The following is a 19,149-nucleotide window of genomic DNA, read 5'->3' as shown; positions in this document are numbered from 1 at the left end:
GCGGTCACGTGACTGCCGCCATAGCTTGGGAGCCTTCTGGAGAACTGTTGCGCACCGGTAATGTCCGGGCCGTCGGCCCGGCAAGTTACCGACCAGTACAATCAGTTCGGAATACCACAGAACCGCAGAACCTGCAGAACCGCAGAACCGCAGACACTGCTCAACCGCAAGCCGCAGGAGACGGAGAGCGATGCAACTAGCAGCGATCGTCATCTCGCTGGTCACCTTCGTGATCGGCACCGCGCTCGCCCTCCGTGCGGCGTGGCACATCTTCAGGGTCGTGCTGACCGGCGCGCCCGACTCGACCCGCTTCGGGAAGCCCGCCCAGCGGGTCAAGACCGTCGCGACCGAGTTCTTCGGCCACACCCGGATGAACCGCTGGGGGATCGTGGGCATCGCCCACTGGTTCGTCGCGGTCGGCTTCTTCAGCCTGGTGCTGACCATCGTCAACGCGATGGGTCAGCTCTTCGACGCCGAGTGGGAACTGCCGATCATCGGCAACTGGATGATCTGGCAGCTCTTCGTCGAGCTCGTCGGCACCCTGACCACGCTGGGCATCGCCACCCTGATGGTGATCCGCCTGATGAGCCTGCCGTCCCGGTCGGGCCGCAAGTCCCGGTTCGCCGGCTCGATCGCCTGGCAGGCCTTCTACGTCGAGTACACGATCCTCGGCATCGGCATCTGCATCCTGATGCTGCGCGCCCTGGAGGGCGCCCTGGCCGGCGTCGACTCGTACGGCCCGGAGCACCTGGTCTCGTACCCGATCACCTCCGCGCTGAGCGGCCTGTCGCACGGCACGCTGGAGAACCTGGTCTACCTGTTCGCGATGCTGAAGATCTGCATCTCGTTCGCGTGGGCGGCCACCATCGGCCTCAACCCCTCGATGGGCGTGGCCTGGCACCGCTTCCTCGGCTTCTTCAACATCTACTTCAAGCGCGAGGAGGACGGCGGCACCGCGCTCGGCGCGCTCCGTCCGATGACGAGCAAGGGCGAGCCGATCGACTTCGAGGACCCGGCCGAGGACGCCGTCTTCGGCGTCTCCCAGGTCGAGCACTTCTCCTGGAAGGGCATCCTCGACTTCTCCACCTGCACCGAGTGCGGTCGCTGCCAGTCGCAGTGCCCGGCCTGGAACACCGGCAAGCCGCTCTCGCCCAAGCTGCTGATCATGAGCCTGCGCGAGCACGCCTACGGCAAGGCCCCCTACCTGCTGGCCGGTGGCGGCAAGGACATGGAGGGCACCGAGCAGGCGACCGCCGAGCAGCTCAAGGACGTCCCGGCGGCCGCGCTGGCCGAGGCCGAGCGCCCGCTGATCGGCACCGCCGAAGAGAACGGCGTCATCGACCCGGACGTCCTGTGGTCCTGCACCACCTGCGGCGCCTGCGTCGAGCAGTGCCCGGTGGACATCGAGCACATCGACCACATCGTCGACATGCGCCGCTACCAGGTGATGATCGAGAGCAACTTCCCGACCGAGGCCGGGACGATGCTCAAGAACCTGGAGAACAAGGGCAACCCGTGGGGCATGGCCACCAAGGCCCGCCTGGACTGGGTCAAGGAGCTCAAGAAGGAGACCGGCATCGAGGTGCCGGTGATCGGCGAGGACATCGACCCCGCCGAGGTCGAGTACCTCTACTGGGTCGGCTGCGCCGGCGCCCTGGAGGACCGCGCCAAGAAGACCACCAAGGCCTTCGCCGAGCTGCTGCACACCGCCGGCGTGAAGTTCGCCATCCTCGGCAAGGAGGAGACCTGCAGCGGTGACTCCCCGCGCCGCCTGGGCAACGAGTTCCTCTTCCAGATGCTCGGTGCGCAGAACGTGGAGACGCTGAACGCCGCGCTGGAGGACGCCCCGACCAAGCGGATCGTGGCCACCTGCCCGCACTGCTTCAACACCATCGCCAACGAGTACCCGCAGCTCGGCGGGCACTTCGAGGTGATCCACCACACCCAGCTGCTGCAGCACCTGATCGACGAGGGCAAGCTCGTCCCGGTGAACCCCGTCGAGGGCCTGATCACCTACCACGACCCCTGCTACCTGGGCCGCCACAACAAGGTCTACAGCCCGCCGCGCGAGATCATGGACAAGGTCCCCGGTCTGCGCCAGCAGGAGATGCACCGCCACAAGGAGCGCGGCTTCTGCTGCGGCGCCGGCGGCGCGCGGATGTGGATGGAGGAGCGCATCGGCAAGCGGATCAACACCGAGCGCGTGGACGAGGCGCTGTCCCTCAACCCGGACATCGTCTCCACCGCCTGCCCGTTCTGCCTGGTGATGCTCTCCGACTCGGTCAACGGCAAGAAGAACGAGGGCGCGGCCAAGGAGCACCTGAAGGTGGTCGACGTGGCCCAGCTGCTGCTCGACTCGGTGAAGGCGACCCCGCCGGCCGAGGCCGAGGAGCCGGCGACGGTGGACGCGTAACCGCGACCGCTGTTCGACAGTTCTGCAACAACCGCCCGGCCCGGAGGACGCCGCCAACGCGCCCGCCGGGCCGGGCTTTTCGGTGCCCCGGGCGACGGCCGGCGGTACGGCGGGCGGACGGCGAGTGACGCTGATCGCACGACCGCCGGACGGGCATTCGGTCGGAAGGAAATACAGTAGGCGCCGGACCGGCCGCGCGCCGGTCGACCCGTTCCAGGACGGGACCAGACCACCGACGGAGGTATCGGCCCGCCGGGCCGGGCCGCAGAGACCACAAGGGGAACAGCGCAGACCATGACCGAGGCGATCATGCTCGTCGGTGGTAAGGGCACGCGACTGCGTCCGCTGACCACCCACACTCCCAAGCCGATGCTGCCGGTTGCCGGTGTTCCGTTCATCGCGCACCAGCTGGCCCGCGCGGCCGCCGCCGGCGTCACCCGGGTGGTGCTGGCCACGTCCTACCTGGCCGAGGTGTTCGAGGACCACTTCCAGGACGGCACCCCGTACGGGATCGAGCTGGTCTACCTGACCGAGCGCGAGCCGCTGGGCACCGGCGGAGCCATCCGCAACGCCGCCTCCGGGCTGACCTGCGGACCGGACGAACCGGTCCTGGTCTTCAACGGGGACATCCTCTCCGGCCTCGACATCGCCGCCCTGCGGGACGGCCACGTGGCCGCCGGGGCCGACGTCACGCTGCACCTCACCCGGGTGGAGGACCCGCGGGCCTTCGGCCTCGTCCCCACCGACGCCGACGGCCGGGTGCTGGAGTTCCTGGAGAAGCCGGAGACGCCGGAGCAGATCGTCACCGACCAGATCAACGCCGGCTGCTACGTCTTCACCCGGTCCGTCATCGACCGCATCCCGGCCGGCCGGGAGGTGTCCGTCGAGCGCGAGACCTTCCCCGAGCTGCTGGCCACCGGCGCCCTGCTGCGCGGCGTCGTCGACACCTCGTACTGGCTGGACCTCGGCACCCCGGGCGCGTTCGTCCGCGGCTCGGCCGACCTGGTCCTCGGCAAGGTCGACTCCCCGGCCGTCCCCGGCCCGACCGGCGACGCCCTGCTGCTGCCCGGCGCCACCGTCCACCCCGGCGCGGTGCTCAGCGGCGGCACCGTGGTCTCCGCGGACGCGGTGGTCGAGGCCGGCGCCATCGTCGAGGGCAGCGTGATCCTGCCCGGCGCGCTGATCGGCCCGGACACCCTGGTGAAGGACTCGATCGTGGGCGCCTACGCCACCGTCGGCGACCGCTCGGCGCTGGACGGCGCGGTGATCGGCGACGGCGCGATCGTGGAGTCCGACAACGAGCTGCCCAACGGCATCCGGATCGCCTGCGGCACCCTGCTGCCGGTCGGCGCCGTCCGCACCACGGCCGGCCCGGGCGGCTGCCCGGCCGGCACCACCGCGGCCGCCGCGGTACACGGGCCGTCGGTCAGCGCCCAGCGTTAGGGCGTGTCTGACAATTCGCGCCGGGCGGGAATTGTCAGACACGCCCTGGTACCCGTCCGGCGCGGGCGATCGCGCAGGCGGGTTTCGGACCCGTTCGTCTCAGGCTCGCTGCAAACCGGCCCCGGCTTCGTCCGGGGCCGACGCGCACTGGGCCGGACGGGTACCTTCGGAGCGTGGCTGGTAATCGATACGACAGCGGTCAGGGCGCCGACCGTCCGCACGGCGGATGGCCGGCCCCTCCGCCGCCGCCGGGGGCGCCCGGGGGGTACGGGCGGACGGACGGGCCCGTGGACGGGCCGGAGTACTTCACGTCCGCGCACCCGACGGTGGGGGCCGGCGGGCCGGGGGCCCCTGGCGGCCCCGGAGGGCCCGGGGGAACCGTCGGCGACGGGTACGACCCGTACCGCGCCGACCGGCCCGGCAACACCCAGGCCTTCCCGGTCGGCGACCCGTACCAGGGCGGCGACCCCTACGGCCAGCAGCCGCCGTACGGCCCGCAGCACGGCCAGGACCACGGCTACGGCCGGTACGGACAACCCCCGGGCCCGGGCCACTACGACGACGGCGGGTACGGGCAGCACCCGCCGTACGGCCAGCAGCCCCCGCCCCCGTACGGCGGCGGCCCGGACCAACAGCCCCCGTACGGCCAGGACAACGTCACCGTCTACCGCGCCGGCGGCCAGTCCGCCCCGCACGTCAGCGGGCCGCGGCCGCAGTGGCGCGAGCTGTTCGTCGGCATCTTCCGCACCCCGACCGCGATCTTCGACCGCACCCGGGACCACCAGGTCTGGCTTCCTGCCCTCACCGTCTCGCTGACGTACGGCGTGCTCGCGGTGCTCGGCATCGGGCTGACCCACGACGACATCGTCAACTCGACCTTCTCGGTGGCCCTGACCGGCCTGTTCGCCGCCGCCGTCGGTTTCACCGTGGCCGGCGCGGTCTTCGGGGCGGTCACCTACGCGCTGGCCCGCCAGCTCGGTGGCGACGGCCCGTGGAAGTCCACGGTCGGGCTGGCCGCGCTGATCGGCTGGCTGACCGACGCGCCCCGGCTGCTGCTCGACCTGGTGCTGCCCTCCGGCAGCATGGTCGTCCAGCTGGTCGGCTGGGCCACCTGGGGGCTCTGCGCGTACCTGCTGACCTGCATGGTCCGGCGGGTGCACGACCTGCCCTGGGGCAAGGCGGCGGCCGCCTCGGCGGTGCAGCTGCTGGCGCTGCTGGTGCTGATCAAGCTGCCGACACTGGGCTGATCGAGCTGATCGAGCTGATCGAGCTGCGGGCGCCGGGCTGATCGGGCTTCCGACGCCGGGCTGATCAAGCCGGCGGCCCCGGGCCGATCGGGCTCCCGGACCGGGGCCGGGGGCCGGCAGGCAGAATGGTGGGCGGATCCGGCCGGAAGGCCCGGGCCCGCCCACCCTCCCGTCCTCCACCAGCGCCGGAGCCAGCCATGACCCTCCCCACCACCCACGTCAGCTTCCCGGCCGGGGCGGTGACCGGAGAGTCACCGGTGCTGGCGGTGCACCCGCTGGCGGACGGTCGCTACGCCGTGGTGACCGCGGCCACCCCCTTCCACCCGCTCGACCACACCTGGCCCGACCAGCCGGCCGACCACGGCACCCTGACCGTCGACGGCACCGAACTGGCCGTGCTGGACTGCCTCACCGGCGCGGTCGGCCCGGACGGCGGCGCGCCGCTGGTCGGCGCCGAGATCCCGGTCAAGCGCGGGGACGAGGAGTGGTCCTGGCTGGTGCTGCACGTCCTCGCCGCCGACCCCGGCGACCTCACCGGCCGCACCGCCCTGCTCACCGTCGACGCCGGGCGCCGGGCCGCCCTGAGCGCCTCGCACAGCGGCTGCCACCTGCTCGCCCTCGCCCTCAACGCCGCGCTCGCCCCGCGCTGGCGCAAGGACCCGGGCCGCTCGGACGCCTTCGGCAACCCCGACTTCGACAGCCTCGCGATGGCGAGCTCGGTGATGGACACCGAGGCCAGCACGGACACCTACCGCCTCGGCAAGTCGCTGAAGAAGAAGGGCTTCACCGTCGACGCCACCGAGGAGTTCCCCGCCCTCGCCGACGCCCTGCCCGCCCTCACCGAGGCCGTCAACGCCCGGCTCGCCGCCTGGGTCGCGGCCGACGCCCCGGTCCGGATCGAGGTCCCCGGCCCCGAGCTGACCGCCCGCCGCCAGTGGCACTGCGAGCTGCCCGAGGGCGGCGCGCGGATCTTCTGCGGCGGCACCCACCTGCACCACCTGGGCGAGCTCGCCGAGCTGCGCACCGAGCTGCGGCTGTCCGAGGACGGCGCCGAGCTGGTCGCGGTCACCAGCCCCAAGCGGGCCTGACACCCCGGGCGCGCCTGACACCCCAGGCGGGCCTGACACCCCGGGCGAGTCCCGGAAACGCCGCAGGCGGCCGACCCCTCGGAAGAGGGATGGCCGCCCGCCGTGCGTGCACTCCGCCGTGGTGCGGTCAGACCTCGCTGCGGTGGAAGTTCAGGTACGAGCGGGACGGCGTCGGACCGCGCTGGCCCTGGTAGCGCGAGCCGTAGCGCGCGGAGCCGTACGGGTGCTCCGACGGCGAGGAGAGCCGGAACAGGCACAGCTGCCCGATCTTCATCCCCGGGTAGAGCTTGATCGGCAGCGTCGCGACGTTCGACAGCTCCAGCGTCACGTGGCCGCTGAAGCCGGGGTCGATGAAGCCCGCGGTGGAGTGGGTGAGCAGGCCCAGCCGACCCAGGCTCGACTTGCCCTCCAGGCGGGAGGCCACGTCCTCGGGCAGCGTGATGACCTCGTACGTCGAGGCCAGTACGAACTCGCCCGGGTGCAGGATGAACGCCTCGTCGCCGTCCGGCTCGACCAGCCGGGTCAGGTCCGGCTGTTCCTCGGAGGGGTCGATGTGCGGGTACTTGTGGTTCTCGAACACGCGGAAGAAGCGGTCGAGGCGCACGTCGATGCTCGACGGCTGGATCATCGCCGGGTCGAAGGGGTCGACGACGACCCGGCCCAGGTCGATTTCGGTCCGGATGTCCTTGTCAGAGAGCAGCACGCTTCGAGGTTACGTGCACGACGGGGCCCCGGACGAATCCGTCCGGGGCCCCAGGTGTCCTCCCGCCGGCCGTCAGGCCAGGAACTCAGCGGCCTCCAGCCGCATCGCCTGCGCCAGTTGGGCCGTCGACAGCTCCCGCACGTCGGCCAGCACCGAGCTCCGGAGCCGTCCGCACTGCGGACAGCGGATCAACCGTCCGGGCCCGATCCGCCCGGGACCGAGGTTCTGCATCGGGAACGTGGTGGTGCTGAACAGGTGCCCCTCGGCACAACGAACGACGGCGCGCTGCTCCATCGATCCCCTTCCCATCCCTAACCCAGTACTCACCCGTACTCATCGCGCCCCGGCGGCCAGGCCCCGGGACAGCGTCACATTAGGGGATGTTCCGGACATTCCACACCATGGCTCGCCGCCCCGACCCCACACCCACCGGAGCACTCACACGCGCCCAAACAGTACGCCCCCCACCCGCCCCCACCCGGCTCCGCCACGGCCCCGGACCGGCCGTGCAACCACAGTCACGGATGGGGTACAGTGACACTGGATCGAGCGGTCTCTGACAGCTCATCAGGCGGGCGTAGTTTAATGGTAGAACATGAGCTTCCCAAGCTTAGAGCGCGAGTTCGATTCTCGTCGCCCGCTCCAGCAGTAAAGGCCCAGGTCAGGGACATAATCCCCGACCCGGGCCTTTCGCGTTCTTGGGTTCCCGTGCCCCCTGCGTGCCCCTACGGCTCGGCGGGCGGTGTCGTGCCCCGACCGAGGGCGTCGTTGATCGCCGCGCCCATGCCGTCCGCGATCTTCTTGTCCCGCTCGCTGGTGGCGTGCTGGTAGATCAGCGCGGCCCGGACAGAGGCGTGCCCCATGCGGGCCATCAGCTCTTTGAGGCTGGCCCCGGTGGCGGCGGCCAGGTTGTTGCCGGTGTGGCGGAGGTCGTAGAAGCGGAAGCCCGGCATGCCCGCCTTGGCACGTGCCTTTCGCCAGACCCGGCCGAAGGTGGTCCGCCGAAACGGGGCGCCCTTCTCGCCGACGAACAGCAGGCCCTCATCACCCTTTTCAGCGAACAGCTCCAGGTGCAGCCGGACATCCGGCAGAACCGCGGCCGGAATGGTCACGACGCGCTTGCCCGCTTCGGACTTCGTGTCGCCTAGCGCGCGCCGGCCGGTGTTGAGTTCGGGAGCGGCGAGCCGGACGCGGACCGTGCCAGCCGCGAGGTCGATGTCCTTGCGGCGGAGTTCGGCCAGCTCCTCCGGGCGGAGCGTCGTGAAGGCGGCGAGCAGGACCATGGCGCGCCAGCGAAGCCCCACGAACTCAGCCAGCTCGTAGACCTTCTCGATACTGGCAACCCCCCGTTCCTCGGCCGACTCCTTGCCTGCGCCCTTGATCCGGCACGGATTCCGGCGGATCAGCTCGTCATCGGTCGCGGTGGCCATGATGGACTTGAGCAGGCGGTATGCCTTCGCGGCCGTGGTGTGCTTGCCGGTGGCCCGGAGTTCGGCCCGCCAGGCGCGGACGAGCGGCGGCGTGATCTCGTCCAGGTCGAGGGCGCCGAAGGTCGGTTCCAAGTGCAGCCGCAGCAGTCGGTGATACAGCTCCGTGGTGGTCGGCATCAGGCCGCGCTCGGTGATCCACGCGTCGGCGTACTTGCCGAAGTTGACCGCGCCGGCGTCGGGATCGCGCCAGTCCTTCTTGCGGATGCTGGTCTGCATCTCGGCCAGCCAGTCGTCCGCGTCGGTCTTGGTCTCGAAAGTCTCGGGCGCCGGCCGGAGGAGGCCGGCCGGGTCGAGGTACCGGGCCTGATAGCGGCCGGATGGGAGCTTGCGGATACGCCCGAACTGCCGTCGCTTGCTTGCCACTTAGGCCACCGCCCGCAGTCGGCGGGACCGGGGTTGGACGGTGTTGGCTGCCACGTAGGCAGCGAGGGCGGTTTCCGGGATGCGGACGTGGTGGCCGACTTTGACGAAGGCGATCCGGCGTTCGGCGATCAGGCGGCGGGGGAATCGTTCCCCGCTGGTCTCCCAGGTGCCGAGGCGTTCGGCGACTTCCTTGACGGTCAGCAGGCGGTCCATGCCTGTTCCCCCTCTTCTCGCGCGAGTTGTGCGCGCATCTCCTGTCGGTCGGTGGTGTGGCGTTCGTGCAGGTCCCGGGCGATGGTGGCGGCGAGCAGGGACTCACCCGGGGAGTTCCCGGCGCCGGCGAAGGCCCAGTGGGCGACGACCAGAGTTTCGGCGTCGGGGAGGTCATCCAGGTCCGGGAGCCCGGCGGCGAGCAGCCGTTCCCGGAGTTCGGTCCGGGCTTGTTCGGCGCGGTAGTCGGCGCGGACCTGGCGGAGGGCGCCGAGCGTGGTCGAGTAGGTGGGGGACTTGCTGGAGAAGTGGCCGCGGAAGCCGAGCATGTGGGACCAGTGCGCGAGCAGGCGGCCAGGGTAGTGCTGGTCCAGGTCCCAGCAGGCTTCGATCAGGCGACGGGTGTGGGCGGGCAGGTCGTGCCGGTCGAGTTCGTGGCGCTCCAGGATGCGGCGGTCCACGGTCTCGGTCGTCTCGGCGGACTTGGTGGCGTACTTGGCGATGTACGAGGCGACGGCCCGCTCTGTGATCTCCCCGCCAGCAAAGGCGCCGATCGGGCGGACATCGACCTGCGTGCCCCACTCTAGGACGCGGGCGGACTGGTCACCTCCGGCGGCGATGGGGACGCCGGCGCGGCGGGCGGCGGCCCGGATAGCGGCGTCCAGCAGACCGACGGTGGCCCACGCGGGCGGGGGCGTGTCGGGTCCGCCGGGGCCGTCGATGCGGATGACGGCGTGGAAGTGGACGGCGCCCCGACGCTGGTACTCGGCGACCTTGCCGAACGAGAGCTTCGCCTGCTCCTTGAACTCGTACTGGTAGAGCCCGGCCATCTTGGCCATGACGCGGAACAGGTAGATCGTGAAGCGGCGCCACAGGTCGGGGGCGTGGTTGTTCCACAGCACCGCGTGCCCGTACTCGTACTTCTCCGGGTCGAGCGGGGTGCCCAGCAGGGGCGACCCGGCGGGGTGGGTGTGGCCGCAGCGGCAGGTGCCGGTGTCGGGCCGGTTGTGGACGGGGCCGAAGCTGGGGGCGGTGAGGGTGGCGAAGACCCGGGGGTGGGAGCGGACCGTGGTGGGCACGCCCTTGGTGGTGTCTCCGGCGAGGCCAGCGCGGATCAGGTGGAAGGTGTCCGCGGAGTACGTGCGGGCGCAGGAGGGGCAGCGGGAGGAACGGCGGTTGCCGCAGGCGACCTTGAGACGTCCGCCGGGCTCGTGGTCGGTGGAGTAGCGGTGCCAGACGGCGCCGGTCGGAGCGTGGGTGAGGGTGCGGAAGCCCTTGAGGTGCATCGGGTTGGCACAGCCGCCGGTACGGCGGAGCTGGTCGTGGAGGCGGGGGAGGTCTCCCCTGGCCGCCAGGCGGGCGAGGTCGGAGAGGGCCAGGTGTTCGCGCTCGGAGTGGATGTCAGGCATCAGGCGGCCACCGCCAGCGGCAGGCGGGTGGGCTTCAGGACCGAGCGGAGAGCTGCGGCGGCGAGGCCGGGCGGGACGGCGTTGCCGATCTGCTCGAACTGCTTGGTCCGTGAGCCGGCCCAGGGGTAGTCGGCGGGGAAGTCCTGGAGAAGCGCCGCTTCGATTGTGCTCAGTTCGCGCGCCGGGCTGGAGGTCGTGGCAGAGAGCTTCCACGAGCGAGCGCGGCCCGTAAGGGCCCAAGCGGGGCCGGTGGTGGTGAAGCAGTTGCCGCCACCGGTGTGTTCGCCGCGGGTGACGACATCGCCGGCAGCCAGGCAGAGCGCATCGACCATGGTGTTCCAGGCGGCGCGGCCGGGGCCGAAGAGGCTTTCGGGCTCGGGCACCTTGGCGTGGGTGGCTTCGGGCGGCGTGACTTGGTGAGTTGTGGAGGCAAGGAGGAAGGCCCGGCGGCGGGTCTGGGGGATGCCGTGGTCGGCGGCGTTGAGGACTCCGACCCATGTCGAGTAGCCGATGCCGCGCAGGATGCGGGCGATGTGGGCGAAGAGGGGTTTCACCGAGGGGACCTCTTCCAGGGCGATCCAGTCCGGGCGGATGTCGAGGGCGTACCGCAGGGGTTCGACGGCCAGGAGCGAGTGCGGGTCCGCGCAAGCGCTCCGAAGGGCGGTACGGGTGTCGTGGCCGGCGGCGAGGTCGTCAAGGCCTTGGTGGCAGAGCGCGATGTCGTCGGTTCCGGCGCCGAGTCCGGCGGTGCTGAAAGGCTGGCAGGGCGAGGAGCCGATGAGGCCGGAGACCTTTCCGACGAGCGGGGCGGTCGGGTAGGCGGCGACATCGGTGCGGATGGTCCGGTGACCGGCGGCGGCGCGGGTGGCGCAGGCGGCGGCGTCGATCTCCAGGCCGATGTCGGTGTGGCCGAGGCGGCGCAGACCTTCGGACCAGCCGCCGGGGCCGGCGAACAGGTCGATGATGTGGCGGTTCAAGGCGGTTCTCCCTCCGTGGGGAGGCCCCGGGACGGGCCAGTAGCACCAGTCCCGGGGCCCAGCAGGTTAGGACTGGTCGGCGGGCTTCTGGTGGCGGTCGAGCCACTCTTCGGCGCAGACCTTGTGGACGGGCTTGCCACGGTCGGAGCGCAGGTTGGTGGGCTTGTCGCAGACGCCGCAGGGCTCGGGCTTCGGGGCCCAGTGCTTGGAGTCGCGCCAGTCGAGGAGGGCCATCGGTCAGGCCGCCTTGGCGGTGGTGGCGAGCGGGCGGGCGACGGTGCCGATGCCGTTGCAGGTCTGGCAGTTGACCGGGACGGTGGCGCGTGAGCCGTCGCGGAGACGGACGCCGGTGGCGATGGCGACGGAGGCGAAACCGGAACAGTTCGGGCAGATCCGGCTCGGAGTGTGGTTGTGCTGCGGCATGATGGTGGTCTCCTTCGTGGGCTTCGGTTCGGGAAGGGGTTGCGGCCTCGGGGCGGCGGGATGCTTGGCGGCGTGTTGCCGCCCCGAGGCCGGTCTTGGAGTCAGCGGCGGCGGGTCGTGCGGCCGTCGCGCTTGTGCGCGTACATGTCCCGGTCGGCGGAGGCGAGCGCGTCCGTGAGCGAGACGACCGGCAGCTCGGCGACGGGGCAGATGCCCACCGAAGCGGAGGCCGGGAGCGTGAGACCGGCGTACGGAACCGGCTGGTTGAGAGCGGCGCGCAGGTCAGGCAGCCGGGCGGGGGCGTCCAGAGCGACGGCGGCGAACTCGTCCCCGCCGAGGCGGGCGGCGATGCCGGGACGGCCGCACCAGGTGGACAGGCGGTCGGCGGTGGCGGTGATGACCGCGTCGCCGGCGGCGTGGCCGTACGTGTCGTTGGTGGCCTTGAAGTCGTCCAGGTCGATCAGCAGCACCGAGGCGCGGTCCGGGCGGCGTTGGGTCAGCCGGTGGGCGCGGGCGGTGAAGCCGTCGCGGGTGTGGAGCCCGGTGAGCGGGTCGCGGCGGGCGGTGGCGAGGCGCTGGCTCAGCCAGACGCTGTGGGTGGTCCATCCGATCAGTGGCACAGTGGCGGCGAAGGCCGTGGGGAGATCCATGGTGGTCCTCCGTGATGGGCGGGCGTGGATGGGGGTTGCGATCTCCGGGGCGGCGGGATGCTGGCGGCGTGTTGGCCGTCCCCGGGGAGGTCAGAGGCCGAGGCGCTGGGCGCGGGTGGCGGCCCGGTCGAGCAGCTGGTGAATATCGGCCTGGCGGGTGGTGGGGCGGTCGTTGTACTCGTCCGGCGAGCGGGTGGGGCGGCCGGTGGCGTGGAGGATCTCCATGACCTGGACGCGGGCGGTGGTGACGGTGGCCGGGGTGCCGTAGCCGTGGGCGAGGACGGCGGCCTGGGCGCCGAGGAGGCAGACGCGGCCGGCGGAGTCCCACATGGCGCCTTGGAGCCAGCCGAAGGCGTCGATGTAGCGGGAGGTGAGCCGCAGGTGGCCGGCGGCGCTCACCGGGACAGGCCGGGCCGGGCGGTGGGTGAGCCGGTCGAGGAGCGTGAGCCGGGGCACCGGGTAGCCGGCGTTCCAGGGCTGGAGGGTGGAGCCGAGCGGCGAGACGTACGGGACGGCGATGCGGGCCGGGGCGGGCAGCGAGGCCAAGTACGCCTCGATCTCGGCGACGAGGCCGGAGCCGTCGACGGTGACGAGGGGCGGCAGGCGGACGGTGGTCGGCATGAGTAACTCTCCTTTCTGGCTTGCTACTTGTTGGTCTTGTTGACGACGGACACGCCGTCGCGGGTGGTGTTGTCGATCAGCGGGGCGGCGGAGGTGTCGGCGAGGTAGAAGCCGAGGAGGATGAGCGCGGCGACGGCCCACCAGCGCAGTCGGAGGTGCCGGACGATGAGCCAGGCGACGATCGCGAGGACGACGATGAACGGCAGCTGGATGTTCACCAGGCGGGCCTTTCAGACGAGTTCGGCGACGAGGGCCGAGGCAAGGGGGTCTTGGACGCCGAGGCGGGCGCGGAGCGTGGCGGCGTCGATCGGGTTGCCGGTGCGGGTGCGGTGGTCGTCGGCGACCTTGCGAGCGTGGTCGAGGAGGAACGCCGGGACCGTGGGCGCCGGGGTCGGGACGGAGGCCATGACCGGCACGGGCGCCGGGGTCGGCGCCGGGGCGGGGGCCGTTTCGATCGCCGGGACAGCCGCGGGCGGTTCGACGGACTCCGGCTCGATGACCGGTTCGGTGATCGGCTCGGCGGCCGGGACGTAGAGCGGCTGGGCGTTGTCGGTCTCGGCGTCGTCCGGCTCGGCTTCCGCGACCTGGGGTTCGTCGGCGGGCGCAGGGGTCGAGTGGGCGAGCAGGGTGCCGCCGAGGAAGGCGGCGGCGGGCCATCCGGCGACCAGGACGCGGAGCCAGGCCGGGGCGTTGCCGAGGTCGAGCAGCCCGGCGGTGCCGACGTTGGCGCCGAGTGAGGCCGCCAAGGCGATCACGAACCAGCACCAGGCGAGTCGGCGGGAGGTGCCGGAGCGCATCCGGCGCCAGGCAGCGACGAGCAGGAGGTCGACGGACACCGGGTAGGCCCAGGACTTCCATCCGGCCTGTCCGGCGGCTGCGGCCAGGTCGTGCAGGTGGGCGAAGGACAGAGCGGCGGCGATGACCGCCTGGGCCAGTACGGCGTCCAGCTTGGGGAGTCGGCGCATGGCGGGCTCCGTCAGAGCTGGTTCTTGTCGAGGGCGAAGAGCAGGACCGTGCCGCCGGTCAGTTCCGGCCGGCGCTGGGTCAGGTGGGTGATCGCCAGGTTGAACACGTCGGCGCGGGTCATCCCGGGCGTCGGCGTGATGGTGTCCGAGAACGTCGCGCTGGCGGTCCCGTTGTTCGTGGTCCGCTGGATCGTAAGGACGCAGTGGTAGGTGTCCTGCTGCATTGCTGTCTCCTGGGAAGGGCGGCGGGGCGGAGCACGGTGGGCTTGCCGCCCGGTCGACGTTGGCGTTACGCGGGGGCGGTTCCGGCGCCGAGGCAGTCGAGGCAGGTGGCCTCCTGGTCGGCGATCCGGTGACGGCGGGCGCCCCGGCCGGCGTAGACGGTTTCGGTGATCTGGCCGGTGCCCTTGCAGGGCTCGCAGGGCGTGGGCTTCGGCGGCGCGGGGAGCTTGCGGGCGGCCACCGGGGTCACTCGCTGTCGCGCTGGGCGCGGTCGGCGGTGGCGCGGGCCTCACGGGCGACCTGGGCGGCGTCGTGGTCGTCCGGGTTGGCCGCAGCGATGCGCTCCAGCAGATCGGCCTTCTCGGCGAGCAGCGGGCCGGTGTCGGCCTTGTTCTCGCGGGTGGCCTTGAGGTGGCCGAGGAAGGCGCCGATCTCGGCGATGGACGGCTTGCGGGACATGGCGGTCACTCCTCGTCCGAGTCCGCGGAGCCGTACCAGGGGCAGTCGCGTTCGTCGTGGTCGATGCCGGTCTCGGCGCCGTTCTCGTCGCCGCAGTGCTCGCAGAACATGGATCTCCTCGTGTCAGGGCGTGGTGGGGTAGGGACTTGGCGCGAAGCGGTCGCGTCAGCCGATGGGTGAGGTTTCGCTACTTGCCGAGCGAGACCGGAACCAGGTCCGGCGGCGCGGTGGGCATCGGCGGGATGATGACGGGGGTGGCGACCTGCGGGCGGAAGGCCGCCAAGCGGTCCAGGTCGGGCGTCAGGTACGCGAACTCGCGGCAGCGCTCGGCGACTTCGGCGAGCGAGCGGAACGGCGTGCGGATCTCGGACCAGAGACCGGAGGTGTCGCCGGCGACGGCCAGGCCAGGCATGTCCGGGCTGATCTTCGTAGCGGCGGCGACGGCGGCGTCGGAGACATCCCCGAGCCCCATCTTCGCCGTCTCCATGTCGTTGACCCGGTGGACGGTGCGGCCGGTGAGCTGGGAGCGGAGCAGGGTCGCGCCCTTGCCCAGTTCCGAGCCGAAGCGCTGACCCGCGATCTCCAGGAAGATGCCGGCAGCGCGGGCAAGTTGGGCGAGCCGGATGAGTGCCGTGACGATCTGGTTCCGCCGCTCCTCGTCGGCCTTGCTGGCCACCAGGAAGAGTTCGGCGATCTCATCCACCAGGACGACGATCGGCACCGGCCGGATCTTCTCCGGCAGGCCCCAGATGTCGGCGGTCACATCCTCGGCCGCCACCGACCCGGGAACACCCTGGTGGTCACGGATGAGGTCGTACCGGTCGTCCATCTCGACCAGCAGCGCGAGCAGCAGCCCGAGCGCCTCGCCCTGATCGGTAGCCAGAGCGGACAGCCGCGGCGCAAAGGGGCGCTGTTCCACACCGCGCTTGCAGTCGATACCCACCAGGGCGACCGGCTGCGGAGCGAGCCCGTGGATCAGGTTCCGGGTGAACATGGACTTGCCGGACTGGTTGGCGCCGAGGTTCAGCCCGTTCGGGGCCTGCCGGTAGTCCCGGAAGTGCACGGTGCCGTCAGCCCGAAGCGCGACCGGAACCCGCAGCAGTCCCGGCTTGGCGGCGGCCCGGCGCGGCATGCGCACGTTGCGCAGTACGTCGAAGCCGACGATCCGCAGGTCCACCACACCGGGCTTGACCTCCGAGACGTGCACCGCGTGGACCTCCCACGCGTGCCGCAGGCGCTCGGCCGCGTCGACCAGGTCCGTTGTCTGCTGACCACGGGCGAGCCGCAGGCGGACCCGAAGGCCGGTCGAACTCGCCTTCACTCCACGGATCTTGGGCATCGCGGGCTTCGCTGGCCGGTTGGTGGCGGATGAGGCCATGGCGCGCCAGAACGAGGGTTCCACGGTCAGCCCGCAGGCCTCCATGACGTTCTCGTAGTCGTGCCGGATGCGGTGGATGGTCAGCGGGATGCCGACCGTCGCCCAGTACGTCCGGGGCATCCTGGCCTTGGCGTAGAGAGCGCCGGAGCTGAGGACCGCGGCGGGGGTGCCCAGCTCCAGGAGCGTGGTTGTCAGGGCGTCCATGGTGATCAGGCGTTCGCGCCGGCGAGGACCGGGGAGGCGATCGTCACGGCGTCGGCTCGGAAGGCGATCCCGGAGCGCTTCTGGCCGTTGAACTCGCTCTCCCACGGCCGGGCGATCAGCCGGGTGAGGCTGACCAGCACGCCGGGCGCCAGCCCGTCCGGGATGCCCGGCTGCGGCACGGTCAGGGACAGGATGTCGGCCTCACCGTTGGCCACGAACGTGACGTCCAGGGTGACCAGGGGCGCACCGGTCTCGGTGTCCATGGCCATCTCGCCGGTCTGGCGGTTCTTGAGCTTCGGGCGGGGCGCCTGGGCGACCATCACCAGCGCGGCGGTCGTGTCGACGGGGATGAAGCGCATGTTCTGGCTCCTTCATCGGGCACCCGGGCGAAGTAGACGGCCCGGGGCATCTCCTCTAACGGAGGTGTTCTCATGCACTCATGTACATGAGCTGGTGGATAGAAGAGTGCCTGACTCCTGTACATGAGTCAACCGCCGCGAGAAAGAATCTTGCGGCGGGCTGCGGAAGTTGACCTGGCGTCAGTCGCGCGCGGGGAAGCGGTAGTCAAGAACGAACTGGTCAGCGGCCATCACGGTGTCGCAGACCTCAACCACGCGGCCGGCATCGGTGACGGCATCCCGAACGAGATGGATCACCGGGGAGCCGGGGCTCAGCGCTAGCGCGGCCGTCTCGGCCTTGGTGGCCAGCCGGGCCCGGACAGTCTCGGTGAACTCCGCCAAGGTGTGGCCGTGCTCCTCCAGCCGCGCATAGATGCCACCGCCGCCGGGGTTCTCGGCGAAGGTCTCCGGGATGTCCTTGACCACGTCCCATGGCAGGTAGGAGGTCGCTTCCTCGGTCGGTGTCCCGTCGCGGAAGTACCGCCGCTTGCGGGCCAGTACCTTCGAGCCGGCGGGCACATTCAGGCGCTCGGCGATCTCTTCCGGGGCGTCGACGGGTCCGACGAAGAGCACGTTCACGGAGGGCTTGCCGCCGGACTGCTCCGCCTCGGCCAGGTAAGCCGCCTTGCCGGCGAGCCGGTGCGCGCGGCGGAAACGGTCCGAGGACTTGCGCTGCACCGGGGGCCGGGAGCGAACGAAGGAGCCGCGGCCGTGGTGTGTCTCGATCAGCTGGGTCGTTCGCAGCTCGGCGACGGCCTTACGGACCGTGCCGGAAGCCACCCCGTAGCGCTCCATGAGTTCGGCTTCACTTGGGATCGCCGCGCCGGGAGCCAGGACCCCGGACCGGATCTGCGACGCCAAGTCGTCCGCGATCTGCTGGTACTTCGCCTTCGCCGTTGATGCGGCCTCGCCACTCGCCATGGTGCTGAAGGTCTCCTATTCTCCTGTACATGAGTACCAGGTCCTCGAATCAAGTTTCAACGCCTCTCCACTCCGTGTCCGTGGCCGGGGCGGTGGTGCGCGAGGACGGCCGGATTCTCACGATCCGGCGGGCCGACAATGGCACCTGGGAACCGCCCGGCGGAGTCCTGGAACTCTCGGAAACGGTCGAGGACGGCGTGCGCCGCGAGGTGTACGAGGAGACCGGGATCAAGGTCTCGGTGGAGCGGCTCACTGGGGTCTACAAGAACGTCGCCCGTGGCATCGTCGCCCTGGTCTTCCGGTGCCACCCCGAGGGCGGCAGCGAGCAGCTGTCCGACGAGTCGACGGCCGTCGCGTGGCTCACCCCGGAAGAGATCGCCGACCGCATGGGCGAGGTCTACGCCGTCCGCCTGCTCGATGCAGTCCGGGGCGACACGGTCCCGCACGTCCGGACGCACGACGGCCGGACGCTCATCGACATGCCGCAGGCGAGCTGAGTTAGCTGGTCTTCCGGCCGCGCTTGCCGATCTGGCTCCAGACGTGCCGGTGGCGGGCGATGGTGAAAACCCGATCCACCCTGTTCGGGGACAGCACCGCCGGCCGGGCAGGGAGGACCGAGGCGATCTGCTCGCCGTCGATGACCGTCACTCCGGGCTCCGCACTGAGCGTGATCTTCTGGGCGCCGACGACGGCGATGACGGGGTGAACGGGGACCTCGAAGCCGCACCACTCGGTGAGCAACTTGGCGGTACGGCTCGCCTCGAACTCCGAGTTCTCCAGGTACGGGAAGCCGTTGCGGTTGACCTTCACCACCTTGTCGCCGACCCACACGGTGGCGCCCGGGTGGTGCTTCGAGTTGATCGTGAAGACGCCGGGCGGGCCGATCACCACGTGGTCGATGTCGGACCCTGACGGCAGTGGCACCCCGTGCAGGACCTTCCAGCCGACGGCTTTCAGCGGCTCCAGCCGGGCGCCGACGATCTGCTCACCTTCCAGACCGCGAAGCGTGCTCGAATCACCGAGGCGCTGACGGGTGACCTTGGCGGCAAGTCGGACGAGTAGCCCGTACCTCTCCTCGCCCTCGCGCACCAGGCTCTCCAGCCCTGCGCCGGGTAGGTTCCGTGCAAGGTCGTCTTCATTCCGCAGCGGTGGAAGGAACGGGACCTCCGCCCGCGGCTGCGGCACGGGTGTGGGAGCCGGCTTCGGCGGCGGATTCTTCGCTCCTCGGTGCCGAACGGTGCGCGGTGGCACATGACTGCCGGAGGACTTGCACCACTCCTCGACCTTGGCCAGTGCGGGAGCCTCCCACTCTGGGACATCGACCGTGACGACCCCGGTCTTGCAGTCCAGCCAGGCCACCGAATCCCCGCGGGCGCCAGCCTTGTTGACGTAGAGCCGTTCCTTCCCCGGCACCCGCCACGGCTTGACCACCAGCTCCGTCATTCGTCCCCCTCCGGCACGGCCTCCCCGACCACGGTCAGCATGCCCACGGACCTATCAGCAGGAACGCGGAGAGCCGGCCAGCCGGGGCGGTTCAGCCAAAGGCCAGGAAGCGCGGTCCGGGC

23 protein-coding genes, 1 tRNA gene and 1 pseudogene are annotated in these 19,149 nt (G+C 71.1%); 6 read left to right on the top strand and 19 right to left on the bottom strand.

The window, feature by feature from the left end; all coding sequences use genetic code 11:
• Positions 1-190 precede the first annotated feature (190 nt).
• The 4 genes and pseudogenes from ACZ47G_RS03675 to ACZ47G_RS03660 all read left to right on the top strand — a co-directional run bounded on the left by ACZ47G_RS03675 (position 191) and on the right by ACZ47G_RS03660 (position 6,191).
• Positions 191-2,413 carry a (Fe-S)-binding protein gene (locus ACZ47G_RS03675; protein WP_465739785.1) on the top strand — a complete coding sequence of 741 codons (2,223 nt, stop codon included), beginning with the start codon at positions 191-193 and terminating at the stop codon, positions 2,411-2,413.
• A 294-nt stretch (positions 2,414-2,707) separates the two neighbouring features.
• Positions 2,708-3,772 (top strand): annotated as a pseudogene (gene manB / locus ACZ47G_RS03670) (mannose-1-phosphate guanylyltransferase); the annotation flags it as partial.
• A gap of 371 nt (positions 3,773-4,143) precedes the next feature.
• On the top strand, positions 4,144-5,103 hold the full coding sequence (locus tag ACZ47G_RS03665; protein ID WP_465739784.1) for a Yip1 family protein: 960 nt from the start codon (positions 4,144-4,146) through the stop codon (positions 5,101-5,103).
• A gap of 197 nt (positions 5,104-5,300) precedes the next feature.
• Positions 5,301-6,191: an alanyl-tRNA editing protein gene (locus ACZ47G_RS03660; RefSeq protein ID WP_380454270.1), complete on the top strand. Its 891-nt coding sequence runs from the start codon at positions 5,301-5,303 to the stop codon at positions 6,189-6,191.
• A gap of 127 nt (positions 6,192-6,318) precedes the next feature.
• On the opposite strand, the gene dcd is transcribed toward ACZ47G_RS03660, so the two are convergent.
• Together dcd and ACZ47G_RS03650 are read right to left on the bottom strand one after the other, a co-directional pair.
• Positions 6,319-6,894 carry a dCTP deaminase gene (dcd, locus tag ACZ47G_RS03655; protein WP_380454272.1) on the bottom strand — a complete coding sequence of 192 codons (576 nt, stop codon included), beginning with the start codon at positions 6,892-6,894 and terminating at the stop codon, positions 6,319-6,321.
• A 72-nt stretch (positions 6,895-6,966) separates the two neighbouring features.
• On the bottom strand, positions 6,967-7,203 hold the full coding sequence (locus tag ACZ47G_RS03650; RefSeq protein WP_465739783.1) for a hypothetical protein: 237 nt from the start codon (positions 7,201-7,203) through the stop codon (positions 6,967-6,969).
• Between the two features lie 262 nt (positions 7,204-7,465).
• Here ACZ47G_RS03650 and ACZ47G_RS03645 point away from each other — a divergent pair.
• Positions 7,466-7,539: transfer RNA gene (locus ACZ47G_RS03645), tRNA-Gly, on the top strand.
• Positions 7,540-7,619: 80 nt separating this feature from the next.
• On the opposite strand, the gene ACZ47G_RS03640 is transcribed toward ACZ47G_RS03645, so the two are convergent.
• The 16 genes from ACZ47G_RS03640 to ACZ47G_RS03565 all read right to left on the bottom strand — a co-directional run bounded on the left by ACZ47G_RS03640 (position 7,620) and on the right by ACZ47G_RS03565 (position 17,584).
• Entirely contained in the window at positions 7,620-8,747 is a 1,128-nt protein-coding gene (locus ACZ47G_RS03640) for a tyrosine-type recombinase/integrase (RefSeq protein ID WP_465739782.1), read from the bottom strand.
• The gene (locus tag ACZ47G_RS03635) at positions 8,748-8,960 is read right to left on the bottom strand and encodes an excisionase family DNA-binding protein (protein WP_465739781.1); all 213 of its coding nucleotides are present in this window, start codon (positions 8,958-8,960) and stop codon (positions 8,748-8,750) included.
• Positions 8,945-10,366: a replication initiator gene (locus ACZ47G_RS03630; protein ID WP_465739779.1), complete on the bottom strand. Its 1,422-nt coding sequence runs from the start codon at positions 10,364-10,366 to the stop codon at positions 8,945-8,947. Before ACZ47G_RS03630 ends, ACZ47G_RS03635 begins: the two co-directional genes overlap by 16 nt.
• Positions 10,366-11,343 carry a DNA cytosine methyltransferase gene (locus ACZ47G_RS03625; protein WP_465739777.1) on the bottom strand — a complete coding sequence of 326 codons (978 nt, stop codon included), beginning with the start codon at positions 11,341-11,343 and terminating at the stop codon, positions 10,366-10,368. Before ACZ47G_RS03625 ends, ACZ47G_RS03630 begins: the two co-directional genes overlap by 1 nt.
• A gap of 66 nt (positions 11,344-11,409) precedes the next feature.
• A complete protein-coding gene (locus tag ACZ47G_RS03620) occupies positions 11,410-11,577 on the bottom strand; it encodes a hypothetical protein (RefSeq protein WP_465739776.1) in 168 nt (55 codons plus the stop codon).
• Between the two features lie 3 nt (positions 11,578-11,580).
• On the bottom strand, positions 11,581-11,766 hold the full coding sequence (locus ACZ47G_RS03615) for a hypothetical protein (RefSeq protein ID WP_465739775.1): 186 nt from the start codon (positions 11,764-11,766) through the stop codon (positions 11,581-11,583).
• A gap of 101 nt (positions 11,767-11,867) precedes the next feature.
• Positions 11,868-12,416: a GGDEF domain-containing protein gene (locus tag ACZ47G_RS03610; protein ID WP_465739774.1), complete on the bottom strand. Its 549-nt coding sequence runs from the start codon at positions 12,414-12,416 to the stop codon at positions 11,868-11,870.
• A gap of 90 nt (positions 12,417-12,506) precedes the next feature.
• Positions 12,507-13,037, bottom strand: a complete 531-nt coding sequence (locus tag ACZ47G_RS03605; protein ID WP_465739773.1) for a DUF6197 family protein — start codon at positions 13,035-13,037, stop codon at positions 12,507-12,509.
• A 23-nt stretch (positions 13,038-13,060) separates the two neighbouring features.
• The gene (locus ACZ47G_RS03600) at positions 13,061-13,255 is read right to left on the bottom strand and encodes a hypothetical protein (RefSeq protein WP_465739772.1); all 195 of its coding nucleotides are present in this window, start codon (positions 13,253-13,255) and stop codon (positions 13,061-13,063) included.
• Between the two features lie 12 nt (positions 13,256-13,267).
• Positions 13,268-14,002: a DUF2637 domain-containing protein gene (locus ACZ47G_RS03595; protein WP_465739771.1), complete on the bottom strand. Its 735-nt coding sequence runs from the start codon at positions 14,000-14,002 to the stop codon at positions 13,268-13,270.
• Positions 14,003-14,013: 11 nt separating this feature from the next.
• On the bottom strand, positions 14,014-14,226 hold the full coding sequence (locus tag ACZ47G_RS03590) for a hypothetical protein (RefSeq protein WP_465739770.1): 213 nt from the start codon (positions 14,224-14,226) through the stop codon (positions 14,014-14,016).
• A 65-nt stretch (positions 14,227-14,291) separates the two neighbouring features.
• Positions 14,292-14,465 (bottom strand): hypothetical protein, encoded by a 174-nt coding sequence (locus ACZ47G_RS03585; protein WP_465739769.1) that lies wholly within the window; start codon positions 14,463-14,465, stop codon positions 14,292-14,294.
• A 5-nt stretch (positions 14,466-14,470) separates the two neighbouring features.
• Positions 14,471-14,683 (bottom strand): hypothetical protein, encoded by a 213-nt coding sequence (locus ACZ47G_RS03580; RefSeq protein WP_465739768.1) that lies wholly within the window; start codon positions 14,681-14,683, stop codon positions 14,471-14,473.
• Positions 14,684-14,870: 187 nt separating this feature from the next.
• On the bottom strand, positions 14,871-16,265 hold the full coding sequence (locus tag ACZ47G_RS03575) for an FtsK/SpoIIIE domain-containing protein (protein WP_465739767.1): 1,395 nt from the start codon (positions 16,263-16,265) through the stop codon (positions 14,871-14,873).
• A 5-nt stretch (positions 16,266-16,270) separates the two neighbouring features.
• Entirely contained in the window at positions 16,271-16,624 is a 354-nt protein-coding gene (locus tag ACZ47G_RS03570; RefSeq protein ID WP_465739766.1) for an SCO3933 family regulatory protein, read from the bottom strand.
• 180 nt (positions 16,625-16,804) lie between these two features.
• On the bottom strand, positions 16,805-17,584 hold the full coding sequence (locus ACZ47G_RS03565; RefSeq protein WP_465725752.1) for a GntR family transcriptional regulator: 780 nt from the start codon (positions 17,582-17,584) through the stop codon (positions 16,805-16,807).
• A gap of 17 nt (positions 17,585-17,601) precedes the next feature.
• On the opposite strand from ACZ47G_RS03565, the gene ACZ47G_RS03560 reads away from it, so the two are divergent.
• Positions 17,602-18,081 carry an NUDIX hydrolase gene (locus tag ACZ47G_RS03560; RefSeq protein WP_465740028.1) on the top strand — a complete coding sequence of 160 codons (480 nt, stop codon included), beginning with the start codon at positions 17,602-17,604 and terminating at the stop codon, positions 18,079-18,081.
• 1 nt (position 18,082) lies between these two features.
• Here ACZ47G_RS03560 and ACZ47G_RS03555 read toward each other — a convergent pair whose 3' ends face one another.
• Positions 18,083-19,027 (bottom strand): nuclease-related domain-containing protein, encoded by a 945-nt coding sequence (locus ACZ47G_RS03555; RefSeq protein WP_465739765.1) that lies wholly within the window; start codon positions 19,025-19,027, stop codon positions 18,083-18,085.
• Between the last annotated feature and the right edge of the window lie 122 nt (positions 19,028-19,149).

The sequence above is a fragment of the Kitasatospora sp. NPDC030952 genome (genome assembly GCF_055571335.1).
This window is presented reverse-complemented; position numbering and strand designations above follow the sequence as displayed.

Excerpts from the sequence above, each read along its gene's own strand:
- ACZ47G_RS03620 (WP_465739776.1), bottom strand. The coding sequence starts at position 11,577 with ATGGCCCTCCTCGACTGGCGCGACTCCAAGCACTGGGCCCCGAAGCCC.
- ACZ47G_RS03660 (WP_380454270.1), top strand. The coding sequence starts at position 5,301 with ATGACCCTCCCCACCACCCACGTCAGCTTCCCGGCCGGGGCGGTGACC.
- ACZ47G_RS03565 (WP_465725752.1), bottom strand. The coding sequence starts at position 17,584 with ATGGCGAGTGGCGAGGCCGCATCAACGGCGAAGGCGAAGTACCAGCAG.
- ACZ47G_RS03555 (WP_465739765.1), bottom strand. The coding sequence starts at position 19,027 with ATGACGGAGCTGGTGGTCAAGCCGTGGCGGGTGCCGGGGAAGGAACGG.
- ACZ47G_RS03605 (WP_465739773.1), bottom strand. The coding sequence starts at position 13,037 with ATGCCGACCACCGTCCGCCTGCCGCCCCTCGTCACCGTCGACGGCTCC.
- ACZ47G_RS03635 (WP_465739781.1), bottom strand. The coding sequence starts at position 8,960 with ATGGACCGCCTGCTGACCGTCAAGGAAGTCGCCGAACGCCTCGGCACC.
- ACZ47G_RS03570 (WP_465739766.1), bottom strand. The coding sequence starts at position 16,624 with ATGCGCTTCATCCCCGTCGACACGACCGCCGCGCTGGTGATGGTCGCC.
- ACZ47G_RS03675 (WP_465739785.1), top strand. The coding sequence starts at position 191 with ATGCAACTAGCAGCGATCGTCATCTCGCTGGTCACCTTCGTGATCGGC.
- ACZ47G_RS03575 (WP_465739767.1), bottom strand. The coding sequence starts at position 16,265 with ATGGACGCCCTGACAACCACGCTCCTGGAGCTGGGCACCCCCGCCGCG.
- ACZ47G_RS03590 (WP_465739770.1), bottom strand. The coding sequence starts at position 14,226 with ATGCAGCAGGACACCTACCACTGCGTCCTTACGATCCAGCGGACCACG.
- ACZ47G_RS03610 (WP_465739774.1), bottom strand. The coding sequence starts at position 12,416 with ATGGATCTCCCCACGGCCTTCGCCGCCACTGTGCCACTGATCGGATGG.
- ACZ47G_RS03615 (WP_465739775.1), bottom strand. The coding sequence starts at position 11,766 with ATGCCGCAGCACAACCACACTCCGAGCCGGATCTGCCCGAACTGTTCC.
- ACZ47G_RS03630 (WP_465739779.1), bottom strand. The coding sequence starts at position 10,366 with ATGCCTGACATCCACTCCGAGCGCGAACACCTGGCCCTCTCCGACCTC.
- ACZ47G_RS03595 (WP_465739771.1), bottom strand. The coding sequence starts at position 14,002 with ATGCGCCGACTCCCCAAGCTGGACGCCGTACTGGCCCAGGCGGTCATC.
- ACZ47G_RS03650 (WP_465739783.1), bottom strand. The coding sequence starts at position 7,203 with ATGGGAAGGGGATCGATGGAGCAGCGCGCCGTCGTTCGTTGTGCCGAG.
- ACZ47G_RS03580 (WP_465739768.1), bottom strand. The coding sequence starts at position 14,683 with ATGTCCCGCAAGCCGTCCATCGCCGAGATCGGCGCCTTCCTCGGCCAC.